This is a genomic window from Coleofasciculus sp. FACHB-712, from assembly GCF_014695635.1.
Taxonomy (GTDB): domain Bacteria; phylum Cyanobacteriota; class Cyanobacteriia; order Cyanobacteriales; family FACHB-T130; genus FACHB-T130.
This window is the reverse complement of sequence record NZ_JACJOQ010000465.1, coordinates 24494-38449: the sequence shown is the minus strand read 5'-3', so window position 1 is coordinate 38449 and position 13956 is coordinate 24494. Positions and strand designations below refer to the sequence as shown.

The following is a 13956-nucleotide window of genomic DNA, read 5'->3' as shown; positions in this document are numbered from 1 at the left end:
TTTGTTCGCCAGCAATATCAAAATCTCACCAAAGATTGCGATCGCTATCGCCAAGAAATTGCCACAACTCAACTGCAACAACAACAATTAGAAGCTTTACTGAATCAAAAAGAACAAATTACGGCGGGGTATGCTCACTACCAAGATTTGCAAACCCAGGAAGAAACGCTCACCGCTAAGTCACAAGCTTACCAAGATGCCCAACAGCAACGGCAACAACTCCAACGACGACTTGAGCAGCAAATTAACGAACTTAACCTGCAACTCCGACAAGCGCAAGGACAGCTAGAAGCGGTACGGCAATCTAGGGCAGATATTCAGCAAATCCTCAGCCGCACCGAAGAAGTAGAAGCCGGATTAAAACAACTCCAAGAGGCGCGGGGTTATGTCAGTTATCTCGATCGGTTGCAGTTGCAAGTCGCCCCCTTGGTGCAACGTCGCGGACAGGTGCAGATGGAACTCGATCGCTCTCAAGCGCGATTATCTGCCAGATTAGAAGAACTTCGCAAATCCGCCGCTCAGTTGCAAGACAGGCAAAAACGCTTACCTCAATTGCAACAGCAATTACAACAAGTTCAAAGTCAAATTCAGCAACTTGACAAAAAGCGCGTCTATCAGGAACGGGTGCAGGAGAAAGAACTGCAACAGCGGAGTTCTCGCGATCGCCTTCAGGCGGCTCAAAAAGAATGCGAAACTAAACTGGCAGAAATCGACCAAAAGCTGCAACTGATCCAGACGCCGAATGCCAGTTGTCCTTTATGCGATCGCCCTCTCGACGAACACCACTGGCAGCTAGTGGTGCAAAAAACCCACGATCAGCAACAGGGAATTCAAGATCAATTCTGGGATGTAGAGGGGCTACTCGCGGTCTGTGAGTACCAACTACAGGGGTTGCGGAAAGAAATTACCGAAATTGCCCAAGCATTGGCAAACTACGATTCCTTGCGCGAACAACGGGGACAGTTAGCAGCGGAAAGTTCCGCTATGGCTGAAATCCAGACGCGCCTGCAACAAATTGAGGTAGAAAAGCAACAAATTGAGCGATCGCTTTCCGCCGGAAACTACGCACCGGATCGACAAGAAGAACTGCGCCACCTTGAGCAACAGTTGCAACAACTTAACTACAATGAGCAAGACCATGCCCTCGCCAGAGGTGAGGTAGAGCGGTGGCGCTGGGCAGAAATCAAGCAAGCAGAAATTAAACAAGCCCAGCGGCGTCAGGCTCAGATAGACGCCCAAATGCCAGAATTAGTGGCGAAAATTGCGAATCTGCAATCGCAAATGCAACAACTGCAAGCGAATTCGGAATTATCGCGGCAGATTGAAGCACTCGATCGAGAAATGGCGGAAATTGGTTACGAGCGATCGCAGCACGACGCCCTCAGAACCGCTTTACGCAAGTCTCAGTCGTGGCAAGTCCGCTATCAGGAACTTGCTTCCGCGCAACAGCAATATCCTTCTTTATTAAAGCGATCGCAAGATTTGGAGCAATCGTTGCAAATGCGATCGCAAGATTTGCAACAGATGACGACTCAGATAGACACCATCGTTCGCCAGTTGCAACAAACACCCGATACGAAAGCCGAAATTACAACGATTGAACAGCAGATACAGCGGCGGCGTCTGCAACTCGACGAGAAGCAACGCCAGTTAGGAAGCTTGCAACAACAACAACATTATCTAGAAACGCTCCAAACTCAGCATGACGCACTCACGGCTCAACACGCAAAGGTGCGACAGCAATATCGCGTTTACCAGGAATTAGGGCAAGCTTTTGGCAAGAATGGCATTCAGACTCTGATGATTGAGAATATTCTGCCTCAATTGGAAGCAGAAACGAATACTCTCCTCTCTCGGCTCAGTGGGAACCAGTTACACGTACAGTTTGTTACTCAGAAAGCAGGGCGGAGTGGACGCTCTGCAAAAAAAGCTAGCAAAATGATTGACACTTTAGATATTTTAATTGCCGATGCTCGCGGCACCCGCCCTTATGAAACTTATTCTGGCGGGGAAGCGTTTCGGATTAACTTTGCGATTCGTCTAGCTTTAGCGAAATTGTTGGCGCAGCGTGCGGGAACGGCATTGCAAATGCTGATTATCGATGAGGGATTTGGCACCCAAGATGCGGAAGGATGCGATCGCTTGATTGCAGCGATTAATGCGATCGCGCCTGACTTCGCCTGCATCCTCACCGTCACCCATATGCCGCAATTCAAAGAAGCCTTCCAGACTCGGATTGAAGTGTATAAAACCCCCAGCGGTTCTCACTTGAGCTTGGTGCTGTAGGAACTTAGCCCCCTAATCGCGTTCCCTACAGTGTAGAAGTTGGCAGAACTCTCCCCAAACCCCTCTCCGAAGCGGAGCGGGGCTTTGAAGATGGCTGGAGGGTTAGGTAGGTGCAACCCGAACCCTAATGTTCGGACTTCTCACCCTAGTTCACCCACTCAGGCGATACCCATCGCTCCGGGGAACGCTACGATCGAAGTAAGAGGAAAGAAAAACCCAACAGCATCTTCCTCCAGGCTGAATTTTCAGCCATTCTTCTCACTCCTAAGGGAGGACTTAATGATTCGATTTCTGGTTAGCGTGCTTGTGTTCGTGATCGACACGCTTTATCGCGATCGCCCTTATCAGCGCTTCTACGTGCTAGAAACAGTGGCTCGCGTCCCCTATTTTTCCTTCCTATCAGTTTTACACCTTTACGAAACCCTCGGTTGGTGGCGAAAAGCGGACTGGCTCAAGGTTCACTTCGCTGAATCTTGGAATGAAATGCACCACCTGCTGATTATGGAATCGTTAGGGGGAAACCAACATTGGAGCGATCGCTTCCTTGCCCAAACCACAGCCCTCTTCTACTACTGGGTAGTTGTAGCACTTTACATCGCGTCGCCCCGCACCGCTTACAACTTTATGGAAATGGTGGAAGAACACGCCCATCATACCTACGACGCCTTCTTGCGCGAGCATGAAGCCGAATTGAAAACCAAACCCGCGCCCCAAGTTGCGATCAACTACTACCGGGACGGCGATCTCTACCTATTTGATGAATTTCAAACCGGCGTAGTCCCCGAATCTCGCCGCCCTGCGGTTGATAACCTCTATGACGTTTTCGTCAACATCCGGGATGACGAAGGCGAACACGTCAAAACCATGATGGCGTGTCAAAAAGCGGATGCTCAGAAAACCTTTAAGAGTCCCCACTCTCTCCCTTATTCGGAACAGCAGGTTGTACTGCCTCTAGTGACAGACGCTGAGGTTGAGCGCGAGTTAGCTGATTCTCCCTTTTAAGTAGTAGTTAATTGGCTATTCTCTTGCTTGCTAGGCGCTGCTAGAGCATTAGTAGCGGAATTTTAAAGAACCCCGCCCCAAACCTTCCCGCTGGGGTGGAGTTCTTTAATTTGCATTTTTTAAAAGGCTGAAGATGCTCTCGATTTTTTGAGCTAACACGCACACAGTTGAGCATTATTCCCCAAAACACCAGGCAAAAAAGATCAAGATCCCTACCATCATCAACCAGTGGGGGATTGATACTAAATTCAAAATGCTCAAAGGAAATAACACTAAAACTTCCGAGAAGAACCAGCTGGTGACAAACAGCAGCATCATCAAGATAACGAGGGGCACACAACCTCCTACAAAATAGGGCAACAAAATACTGCAACAAAAAATTGGTGATTCATGTGGCAGACATACATCTGGCACCTATACTGCCAATAGAGAGAACCGTTTTGATTACAACTATAAGTAGGCTTATCTATATTCCGTACTCATCTACGGAGAGAAAATAAATACCGTAGTTGAGAAGAGGTACTTGCCATGCAATTTAGGCGTTTTGGAATTCTAGCTTTACTGACCATTTTCAGCGCTACAGCCGTTTTAGCAAAAGAAGCAAATTTTGACCGTTTGATTGTTGATGGAAGTGGCAAGGCATCTGTGACTGGTTATACCAGCGGAGCATTCTCCCTGTCAGCGATCGCTAATCGCGATCGCCAAAACAATCCCTGTATTGGTTATGGGGGCGACGAAACTCCCGACCATATCATGGTGGTGAAGAAAGGTTTCCCCAATCTGACAGTAAAAGTAAATACTGGAGGCAAGGACAGTACTCTAGTCATCAAGGGGCCTGATGGTACCATTCGCTGTGGCGATGACACGGGTTCCAACAAAGATGCGAGTATCACAGACTCAGACTGGAAATCAGGAAACTATAGTATCTGGGTAGGTTCCATTAAAGAGCGGCAAAGATGGGATTATACGCTTTCTGTGCAACCAGAATAGAACCCCAGATTTTTTAGATGATTTAGAGTCTAAGTCTTGACCTGTCATCATTCTCACACCGCCATCCAAAATTTAAAACTTCGGTGCGGTTCCCCTACCTTAGAAACTCACTCGGAACGATATGATAGTGAGTGGTCTGTAGTGCCAAAATGGATATCCACTCGTGCTATCTACGCTTCTAGCTGACTTTCGCATCATCTTCGAGCGCGATCCAGCAGCCCGTAACTGGCTGGAGGTTTTATTTTGCTATCCCGGCTTGCAAGCGCTGCTATTTCATCGCCTTGCACACTGGCTAAAACTACTGGGAATCCCCTTCATCCCCCGGTTGATTTCCCACTTAGCTCGCTTTTTTACCGGCATTGAAATCCACCCTGGTGCCGTAATCGGGCGGGGCGTTTTTATTGACCACGGCATGGGTGTGGTAATTGGTGAAACCGCCATTGTGGGAGATTATGCTCTGATCTATCAGGGCGTTACGCTAGGCGGTACTGGGAAAGAAAGTGGCAAGCGTCACCCTACCTTGGGGGAATATGTCGTAGTCGGTGCTGGTGCCAAAGTTCTCGGCAATCTTCAAATCGGCAATAATGTCCGCATTGGTGCTGGCTCGGTTGTATTGCGCGATGTTCCTTCGGATTGTACGGTAGTAGGCGTTCCGGGTCGGATTCTTTATCGTTCCGGCGTCCGCGTGAATCCCTTAGAACATGGAAGCCTTCCCGATTCTGAGGCTGCGGTAATTCGGGCTTTGGTTGACCGTCTGGAAGCACTAGAACAACAGGTACAAGAGTTACAACAACCGGCTCATGCCTCAATGCCTGTTCCCTTAGGAACCGGACATCATGTATCGGATATCCCAGCCGCAGCAGCGCCCAGTTGTCGTGTGCAAGATGGATTGATCCGGCAATTTTTAGATGGTTCTGGGATTTGAGTAATTAAAAATTAGAAATTAAAAATGGAATTTCTCAATTTTTAATTTTGCGTTTTTAATTCTTACGGATTTACGGCTTGAATAGACCAAGCTTGAGAACTTTCGAGGCGATAAAGACTTCGGTTTTGGGGATCGCCTCGCAACTCCAAATGATCGACCTGTACGGGTTCTAGTAGTAGGAGACAAAAACTCTCTAGCGGCTTTTGGGGGTCGGGTGGCGGCGGAGAAAAAGTGCTGACATCGGCTCTCCTTTCTCTGGGATGGGGCCAACCAAATTGCAGGCGAGCGGCGTCGGAAAGGTCTTGCCAAGACACCTGACGCGCTTGCTGGAGCAGTGAATCAGGATAATTGGCTCCTACCAGCGTCAGCGTCCCAGCGAGGCGAAATTGTTCGCGAGTGGTGGTAAAGTACCAGCAAGCTTCTGCCCAAGGGTGATGCTCGATTTGATCGGCTTTCTGGCTGCGAGAATCGGTGACAAATTTTAATTGGTTGGTATTGTCTAAAAATCCCCGAAAGACGAGCGTGCGGTTAGCGGGACGCCCATCAGCCTGGATGGTGGCTAGCTGTAAGTAGCGAGAATGGGGTTCGCTACGGTTACGGTGTAAGGCACCCGAAAGAAGCGATCGCCAGGGAGCAAGCATCATCGTCAAGAGTTCATCCCCATTACCAATTACCCATTTTCCAAAATATCAGTTTAGTATCTTGAGTTGTTTAATTGCCGTTTCCTGGCGCTCCTTTAACGGATTTGGGAAAATTAACGCGATCGCAATCTGGTAACTTTGCGACTTGCTGCCCTCCGAATTTGATGAGCCAAATGACTGCGACAGGGAGTATTTGTAACTGGGAAGATCCTGTCTGTTGCGCTCGTGAAATAAGTTTGCTGTTGAACGTTTGCACCGCCTCTCAAAAAGGCAATTGAAAGCAAGACAGTAATCTCAAACGATGGGAAAGGGCGGCTGACAATCGCCCTTAATTTTTGCCTTTTGACGCTCTTGTAACTATTACAACTGTGACCAATTGAGCCGCTCAATGGGATATTTTACTGTACCAATTTTATCTAGAAAGCCACACGGATAGCGCAATTTCCTCGATTTTTCAAGCTTTGACCCCATATCTGCGATCGCGTATAGTAAGTGATCTGTGAATTTTCCCAAAACCAATCAGACTTGACCTATGGTTCGAGAGCTTGAGCGAGTAATCCAGACGAGCCGGTTTCCTGAAACGGCACCGGCTGCGAATCCTGTATTTTTTAGGACGTACAGCCGTCGCACCCAATCGGGGCGCGAGACTTGGGATGAAGTGTGCGATCGCACGATTAGGGCGTTGACGAAGCTTGGCAAGCTCACCCCTGAAGAAGCTGACACGATCGATCGCATGCAGCGCCAGATGAAAGCTCTTGCCTCTGGACGCTGGCTGTGGGTGGGTGGCAGCGAGTGGATTGAAAGACCAGAAAACTTCTCAGGAGCCTACAACTGCACCAGTACCAATGTAGTAGACTGGCGTGCCTTTGGTCTGATGATGGATCTGGCAATGATGGGGTGTGGCACTGGAGCCGTTCTCGAACCAAAATACATTAATCAACTGCCGCGAATTCGCAATCGCCTTGTTGTGACGGTACAAGGTGAAATCGGCTCTACTCCTGCCTCGGATCGCCGCGAACTGACACAAGTGAAAGTAGAAGGCGAAAAAGTCACAATTTACGTGGGAGACAGTCGTCAAGGCTGGGTTAAGTCTTATCAAACTTTGCTGGAACTATCTAGCGATGAGCGCTTCACAGCAGAAGTACAGGTATCCATCAACCTCAGCGATGTCCGAGCAGCTGGAGAACCCCTCAAAGGCTTTGGTGGCGTTGCCAATCCGGTGAAGTTGTCAGGTCTTTACGAACGTTGCGCGTCAATTTTAAATAAAGCTCTAGGAAGGCGTCTGAATTCGGTTGAGTGCTGTTTATTAATAGATGAAGCCGCCGTTGTCGTGGTTGCTGGCAACGTCAGGCGCTCAGCTGGAATGAGGCAAGGTTCTAGCGATGATGAAAAATTTGCCGACGCGAAAGGCAATCTTTGGCAGCAAGATGAAAACGGCAACTGGCGCATCGATCCAGAACGGGATGCGCTTCGCATGGCAAATCACACTAGAGTTTTTCACCACAAACCCACTCTAGAAGAATGCCTTGCCTCTGTTCGTCAGCAGCATTATTCCGGGGAAGGCGCAATTCAATGGGCAGGAGAAGCAGTAGCAAGAGCCAACTGCGATCTATTAGAAACCCCTGAGCAGAAAACTGATTTTCTGCAAGCTTATAGTCAAGGTAAGGCTGAACAGTGGTTAGGAGAACACTACCCCGACCTATCTCCTGATGAGATAGAGCATCGATTAGCTCGTGTTGGTTTGAATCCTTGCGGTAGCTTAGATTTTGCCGCCTAACCTGGGAACAGGTTAGATAGTCAGAGGGTGAATTGCTGGAAGCCTAAACACCCAAAAAGGTGCAAGGTAATCAGCAGCCAAGCTCCAGATGTAAGGCAGGTAGCCCCAGAGCTGGAGAAGGTTCAGAGACTAGACCTGCGGGAAACCAATAATGGTCAGATAGCGCCCTCCACCTAGACCAGGTGAAGATATAGTCCGAGACCACTAGAAATAGTGGATAACAAAACCGGAAATCATCGGCTCAAACTTCCACTGCAACCTTTCGGAGGTTCATCTCAATCAAATTGACCCACATAACTATAAAGAACAAGAGGAAGCTTTCACGGCTGGAGCATTATCAGTCGCCTCGCTGCTTAATCACGAATTTGTCGAAGAACGCTATCGAAAGTCACGGGAACTCGATCCAATTGTGGGAGTTTCTTTCACAGGATTATTTGATTTCTTTGTGAATGCCTTTGGTGTGGATTGGTTGCGCTGGTGGGAAGCAGGGAGACCGGAAACAGAGGCAGGGCTAAGCTTTAAGAAACAGGAGCAGGAATATCTGACGCGCTGGCGGGAAACGGTGCATCAAGTGGTATGGGATTATTGCGATCGCCACGGCATCAAACGCCCCAACCGCTGCACCACAGTTCAGCCTTCCGGGACAAAATCCTTGCTGACAGGCGCTTCACCGGGCTGGCATCCGCCAAAAGCTCAACGTTTTCTGCGCCGGATCACCTTCAGAAAAAATGACCCAGTTGCTCTGGCGTGTATTGACTACGGGTACAACGTGATTCCGTCTCAGTCTGATAAAGATGAAAACGGCAATCTCCTGAACGATCCCTTCGATCCCAGATGCTCGGAATGGCTGGTAGAAATCCCCGTTGCTGTCGCTTGGGCGGATTTACCGGGAGCCGATCAAATCGAGATTGGCAAGTTTAACGCGATCGCGCAAATGGATTTTTATATGCAAGTTCAAAAATTCTTTGTGCGTCACAACACCTCCGCGACCATCGAGTTGCGCGAGAGCGAGATCGAAGCGTTAGGCACTCGGATTTACGAAGCAATCCGAGACGATCAGGGTTACATCTCAGCGGCACTTCTAGCTCGCTTCGACGATCATCAGACGTTTCCGCGCTTGCCGTTTGAGCCAATTGCCAAAGAAGAGTACGAGCAGATAGTCCAGGAAGTCGAAAAGCGACGCCAGACCGAAAATTTTCATGCTGCCTTAAGTCGCTACGATTCAGGCTATTTAATGGAAGTCGGTCCCGCTGGGTGCGACTCGGATAAGTGCTTATTCTCCGACCAAAAGTCTGGCTAGAGGCGTAAACCTTGTTTTTGGGAAGAAGCGATCGCATCTTCCCATACCAATACCCGCAATCGGACACGCTACGATCGACGGATAGACATCAGTTACTATCAGGCAGCAACAGGAGACTCTCAATGTTTCTCGATGAACTAACCCCGCTCTTTAAAGAATTCACTCAGCACCCAGGCGCTTTCTTAGGCGGATTGGTTTCTGGTTTACTCCGCATCAACCTGAATGATGACCCCGTGAAAACCTGGCTTGACGGACAGGCAGGTGTAGCTCCTTCCCCTACAGCTTCTTCCAACGGCAGTGGTAACGGCAAAGGTAGTGGCCCACAGTCAATTTCTATTGACTAACTTGGCATCGAAAGCTGAAGGAGGCTAAAGATAAAGACGGCTGGAAAGTTGGCAGCGGCTCAGTCGATTTTTCTGAGAAATTTAGCCTCCCTAATCTTTGAAATTCTCCCTTGGGCAATGTCTTCTGAGCCACTGCTAAAAGTCAGGGAATTTTAATAATTAGAGAACCGCTCAGCGTGTACCCTAGATCCTCTCCCACAATGAAATTAGTAGGCTATGATAGGACGAAACCTAAAAGTTCAGTCCTATTAATGGTCGGATTTGGGACTCGTGCAGCCACATTTGTGGGCTGGGTTGATGAAAATTCACCATTGGTAAATAAGTCTTGACCTGGCATTAGGGGTCACATCTAGCCATCTAGGGGTTCTGAACTTTAGTTCCTCGTTCAGCTTTATCGATCCACATGACCATTTACGTTGGAAACCTGTCTTACCAAGCGACCGAAGAAGATTTGACAGCAGTCTTTGCAGAGTACGGCGCGGTGAAGCGAGTTGTCTTACCGACAGACCGCGAAACGGGACGTATGCGCGGATTTGCTTTTGTTGAAATGACAGATGATGCCCAAGAAGACGCAGCCATCACAGAATTAGATGGGGCTGAATGGATGGGCCGTCAGCTTAGAGTGAATAAAGCACGACCCAAGGAGGACGATCGCGGCGGCGCGAGGCGAAGCAGATTTTAAGGAGAGATAGGGCGAAATCAGCACGGTTGTTTGAAAAACACTCCTGAAAAAGGACAACCGTGCTGGTTTTGTCACACATTGCCACCGCTTCTCAACACTGAGCAGAATCGATGCTGATGGCTTACACAAGAGACGAGTCGTGGCGGTGGAGAATCCGGCGGCTCGTTAAGTTCCTAAGTTCAGTCTCTAAGCTGGTAGAGCGAAACAGAAAGCTTCGCGATCGCAGATTGCTCTGTTAAATATTTCTACACTGCGATCGCAGAACTTTAGTCTTTAGTCTTTTAATCTCCAAGGCAAATCCCCAAACCTCTGGCAGTCTTGACCAAAGTATCGTCGGGATCGACGGCTCTGTATTGTCCAATCGCTTCAGCAATTGGCACGCTGACAATCTCGCGGTTTTGCCAGGTAACAACGCGATCGTACTTTTCCTCAGCGATCAGATCGACCGCCGCCACCCCAAAGGCAGTTGCCAGTAACCGATCCAGGGGCGAAGGCAGTCCCCCTCGCTGAACGTGACCTAAAACAGTCACGCGGGTTTCTGCACCACTAGCAATCGAAATTTCCTCTGCCAAATACTGCCCGATTCCGCCTAATCGACATTCCCCGAATCGATCCATACTCTTAACTGGATTGCCTTCAGCCGTGCAAACCGCCTCTGAGACAATGACGATCGAGAAATTCTTTCCCATCGCTTGACGATTCCGAATTTTGCGACAGACATTTTCAATGGTGTAAGGAATTTCCGGGATCAAGATCACATTAGCTCCACCGGCGATCCCCGCATTCAGGGCAATATGACCGGCATCGCGCCCCATCACTTCCAGGATCATGACTCGATTGTGGCTAGCCGCAGTAAAGTGCAATCGGTCGAGGGCTTCGGTGGCGATGTTGACGGCGGTATCAAATCCGATAGAACGCTCAGTGCTACCAACATCGTTATCAATGGTTTTGGGAATCCCGACTAAGTTGATCCCGCCTTGTTGCGCGAGTTTTCGGAGAATCGCTAAACTGCCGTCCCCGCCAACTCCAATTAAAGCTGACAAGCCTAGTTGATGGTAGCCCGCAATAATGTCTTCTGAGCGATCGCGCAAACTTCCATCCGCCATTGGAAACGCAAAGGGATTTCCTTTGTTCGTCGTTCCCAGCACTGTACCGCCCATCGTGAGCAAGTGGTCTACCTTATCAAACTCCAGCTTGATTGCTTCTGGCGGACTGCTCATTAAGCCCAGCGTAGACCGGCAAATCCCCCACACTTCCCAGCCGTACTTACCATTTGCACAGCGGACAACTGCCCGAATCACAGCATTTAGCCCCGCACAGTCACCCCCACTGGTCAGGATTCCGATCCGTTTGTATTCTCCCATCTTGTTTTTTTGGATTGCGAGCGGTAATTATCTAATTTCAGCCTTGTTGCCTTTTAGACAATAAAGCGCGTCTAAAGATTTTATTTCTTTAGTTGATATAAAGTTAAACACCATCCTGAGAAATGGCTCCCTAAGATAGAAGGTAGAGCGACCAGGTCTTGATATGTTGGGGCAGTAGCTCAATGAGAGCTGCCCTATTCACAAAGCATTTATTGAAAGGGAGGACGAAAACTATGTCCAACGTGGAACAGCCTTTCGTCGTTCAGGAACAAGCCCTAGATCGCGACTGCACAACGCTATCTCGTCACGTTTTGCAGCAACTCCACAGCTTTTCGGCAGATGCCCAGGACTTGAGCGCGATTATGAATCGCATTGCCCTCGCGGCAAAGTTGATTGCGCGACGACTCAGCAGGGCAGGATTACTCGAAGGCGTGCTGGGATTTACGGGTGATGTGAATGTGCAAGGGGAATCCGTCAAAAAGATGGATGTCTATGCCAATGACGTATTTATCTCGGTATTTAAGCAAAGCGGTTTAGTCTGCCGTTTGGCATCCGAGGAAATGGAGAAGCCTTACTATATTCCCGAAAATTGCCCAATCGGGCGCTATACCCTGCTCTATGACCCGATTGATGGCTCCTCGAATGTAGATATCAATATCAACGTGGGTTCCATCTTCGCAATTCGCCAACAAGAAGGAACGGATGAAAATCAAACCGGCGGTGATTTATTGCAAAACGGGCGCAAACAAATCGCCGCAGGTTATGTGCTATACGGGCCTAGCACGATGCTGGTTTATTCGATTGGTACGGGGGTTCATGCTTTCACCCTCGATCCCAGCTTAGGCGAGTTTATCCTTTCAAGTGAAAACATTCAGATTCCCAATCACGGCTCTATTTATAGTGTCAATGAGGGAAATTTCTGGCAGTGGGAAGAACCCTTGCGAGACTATATCCGCTATGTTCATCGACAGGAAGGCTATACGGCTCGATACGGCGGGGCGCTGGTGGGCGATATTCACCGGATTCTCTTCCAAGGAGGTGTTTTCCTTTACCCCGGTACTGTGAAAAAACCAGAAGGAAAATTGCGGTTGCTGTATGAATCGGCTCCCTTAGCCTTTTTAATAGAGCAAGCCGGGGGTCGAGCAAGTACGGGTACGCAAGAGATTTTGGACGTAGTGCCAAACGCCCTTCATGCGCGATCACCATTGCTGATCGGTAGCAAAGAAGATGTCACCTTGGTGGAATCTTTTATTCAGAAACGGGCATGGGATGAGGATAAAAACGCGATCGCGCGATCGCGCGTGCCTCAATAAGGTTTTGCTTTCTTGAAAAATTCCCGCATTGACCTTTCAAGCTGCTCAACGGGAACATTCTCGATCTAGCGTTACAAAGACAATTGTTAGGAGCCAAAAAATGACAGATATGCCAAACAATCATCTATTAGAGATCAAACAATACGGTCAGAGTATCTGGATGGATAACTTGACCCGTGATTTGATTCAAAGCGGCGAACTCAAAGATATGGTTGAGAATAAAGGGATCTGCGGGATCACCTCTAATCCAGCCATCTTTGAAAAAGCGATCGCTGGAAATGCCATCTACGACGCCGATATTGAAGCCGGGATCAAAGCTGGATTGCCCGTTGAAAAGATTTACGAATCCTTGGTGTTTGAGGATATCCGCAATGCCTGCGACATCCTCCGCCCTGTCTATGACTCCTCTGAAGGTCTGGATGGGTACGTCAGTATTGAAGTACCGCCAAACATCGCCCACGACACCCAAGGCACGATTGAGGAAGCTCGGCGTTATTACCAAGAAATCGGTAAAGATAACGTCATGATCAAGATTCCCGGCACCACGGCAGGTTTGCCAGCCGTCGAGCAAGTCATCTCAGAGGGGATCAACGTCAACGTGACGCTGCTATTCTCCGTTGAGAGCTATGTTGAGACCGCTTGGGCTTACATTCGCGGCTTAGAAAAGCGGGCAGCGGAAGGCAAAGACATCAGCAAAATCTCCTCGGTAGCGAGTTTCTTCCTCAGCCGCATCGATATTAATATTGATGCTCGCATTGATGCCAAGCTGAAAGCAGGCGTTGATAGAATCGAGAAAAAGGCAGAACTGATGGCAATTAAGGGCAAAATCGCGATCGCTAACGCCAAAATTGCCTACCAGAAGTACAAAGAGATCGTTACGAGCGATCGCTGGAAAGCCCTATCAGCAAAAGGTGCAAATGTCCAGCGGTTGTTGTGGGCAAGCACTAGCACCAAAGACCCCAGCTACAGCGATGTCATGTATGTGGATGAGCTGGTTGGCCCAGACACAGTAAACACCTTGCCACCGAATACCATCGAAGCCTGCGCCGACCACTGCGACGTTGCTTCTCGCATTGAAACTGGGGTGGAAGAAGCCTATCAGCTGATTGAAAGTCTCAAAGACCCCGACATCGACATCAATCTAGACGAAGTGATGGACGAATTGCTAGTCGAAGGAATTGAGAAATTTGTGAAGCCCTTTGAATCTCTAACCGCATCCTTGGAAGAGAAAATCAAACATCTGCAACCCGTGTAAGAAAGTTTTGAGTTTTGAGTGCTGAGTTTTAAGTTAAGAAAGGGGTCTGATAATTCAAAGTTATCAATTCAGCTAGG

Annotated in this window: 11 protein-coding genes and 2 pseudogenes; 10 read left to right on the top strand and 3 right to left on the bottom strand. The window is 48.7% G+C overall.

What is annotated here, in order from left to right; translation table 11 throughout:
* A partial coding sequence (locus H6F50_RS14950; RefSeq protein ID WP_190429306.1) for an SbcC/MukB-like Walker B domain-containing protein occupies positions 1–2286 on the top strand: 2286 nt, incomplete at its 5' end.
* A 279-nt stretch (positions 2287–2565) separates the two neighbouring features.
* A complete protein-coding gene (locus H6F50_RS14945) occupies positions 2566–3288 on the top strand; it encodes an alternative oxidase (RefSeq protein ID WP_190429305.1) in 723 nt (240 codons plus the stop codon).
* 174 nt (positions 3289–3462) lie between these two features.
* On the opposite strand, the gene H6F50_RS14940 is transcribed toward H6F50_RS14945, so the two are convergent.
* On the bottom strand, positions 3463–3624 hold the full coding sequence (locus H6F50_RS14940; RefSeq protein ID WP_190429304.1) for a hypothetical protein: 162 nt from the start codon (positions 3622–3624) through the stop codon (positions 3463–3465).
* Between the two features lie 192 nt (positions 3625–3816).
* On the opposite strand from H6F50_RS14940, the gene H6F50_RS14935 reads away from it, so the two are divergent.
* A complete protein-coding gene (locus H6F50_RS14935) occupies positions 3817–4278 on the top strand; it encodes a hypothetical protein (protein ID WP_190429303.1) in 462 nt (153 codons plus the stop codon).
* Positions 4279–4441: 163 nt separating this feature from the next.
* Positions 4442–5203: a serine O-acetyltransferase gene (gene cysE / locus H6F50_RS14930; RefSeq protein ID WP_190429302.1), complete on the top strand. Its 762-nt coding sequence runs from the start codon at positions 4442–4444 to the stop codon at positions 5201–5203.
* A 62-nt stretch (positions 5204–5265) separates the two neighbouring features.
* Here cysE and H6F50_RS14925 read toward each other — a convergent pair whose 3' ends face one another.
* Positions 5266–5847 (bottom strand): Npun_F5749 family FMN-dependent PPOX-type flavoprotein, encoded by a 582-nt coding sequence (locus tag H6F50_RS14925; protein ID WP_190429301.1) that lies wholly within the window; start codon positions 5845–5847, stop codon positions 5266–5268.
* Between the two features lie 529 nt (positions 5848–6376).
* Between H6F50_RS14925 and nrdJ (H6F50_RS14920) the strand changes: the two are divergent.
* From nrdJ (H6F50_RS14920) to H6F50_RS14905, 4 genes and pseudogenes are all read left to right on the top strand, one after another.
* Positions 6377–7606, top strand: a pseudogene (gene nrdJ / locus H6F50_RS14920) (ribonucleoside-triphosphate reductase, adenosylcobalamin-dependent); the annotation flags it as partial.
* 244 nt (positions 7607–7850) lie between these two features.
* Positions 7851–8921 (top strand): annotated as a pseudogene (gene nrdJ, locus H6F50_RS14915) (ribonucleoside-triphosphate reductase, adenosylcobalamin-dependent); the annotation flags it as partial.
* Between the two features lie 122 nt (positions 8922–9043).
* A complete protein-coding gene (locus H6F50_RS14910; protein WP_190410355.1) occupies positions 9044–9265 on the top strand; it encodes a hypothetical protein in 222 nt (73 codons plus the stop codon).
* A gap of 403 nt (positions 9266–9668) precedes the next feature.
* On the top strand, positions 9669–9947 hold the full coding sequence (locus tag H6F50_RS14905) for an RNA-binding protein (protein WP_190410354.1): 279 nt from the start codon (positions 9669–9671) through the stop codon (positions 9945–9947).
* Between the two features lie 281 nt (positions 9948–10228).
* Here the strand turns inward: H6F50_RS14905 and H6F50_RS14900 are convergent, their stop codons facing one another.
* Positions 10229–11311, bottom strand: coding sequence for an ATP-dependent 6-phosphofructokinase (locus tag H6F50_RS14900; RefSeq protein ID WP_190429299.1), 1083 nt, complete (start codon positions 11309–11311; stop codon positions 10229–10231).
* 233 nt (positions 11312–11544) lie between these two features.
* Between H6F50_RS14900 and fbp the strand changes: the two genes are divergently transcribed.
* Positions 11545–12624, top strand: a complete 1080-nt coding sequence (fbp, locus tag H6F50_RS14895) for a class 1 fructose-bisphosphatase (protein ID WP_190410352.1) — start codon at positions 11545–11547, stop codon at positions 12622–12624.
* Positions 12625–12733: 109 nt separating this feature from the next.
* Positions 12734–13879 (top strand): transaldolase, encoded by a 1146-nt coding sequence (gene tal, locus H6F50_RS14890; protein WP_190429307.1) that lies wholly within the window; start codon positions 12734–12736, stop codon positions 13877–13879.
* Positions 13880–13956: the final 77 nt, after the last annotated feature.

Coding starts and splice junctions, on each gene's coding strand:
- H6F50_RS14945 (WP_190429305.1), top strand. CDS start 2,566: ATGATTCGATTTCTGGTTAGCGTGCTTGTGTTCGTGATCGACACGCTT.
- H6F50_RS14935 (WP_190429303.1), top strand. CDS start 3,817: ATGCAATTTAGGCGTTTTGGAATTCTAGCTTTACTGACCATTTTCAGC.
- H6F50_RS14925 (WP_190429301.1), bottom strand. CDS start 5,847: ATGATGCTTGCTCCCTGGCGATCGCTTCTTTCGGGTGCCTTACACCGT.
- H6F50_RS14910 (WP_190410355.1), top strand. CDS start 9,044: ATGTTTCTCGATGAACTAACCCCGCTCTTTAAAGAATTCACTCAGCAC.
- H6F50_RS14905 (WP_190410354.1), top strand. CDS start 9,669: ATGACCATTTACGTTGGAAACCTGTCTTACCAAGCGACCGAAGAAGAT.
- H6F50_RS14900 (WP_190429299.1), bottom strand. CDS start 11,311: ATGGGAGAATACAAACGGATCGGAATCCTGACCAGTGGGGGTGACTGT.
- fbp (WP_190410352.1), top strand. CDS start 11,545: ATGTCCAACGTGGAACAGCCTTTCGTCGTTCAGGAACAAGCCCTAGAT.
- tal (WP_190429307.1), top strand. CDS start 12,734: ATGCCAAACAATCATCTATTAGAGATCAAACAATACGGTCAGAGTATC.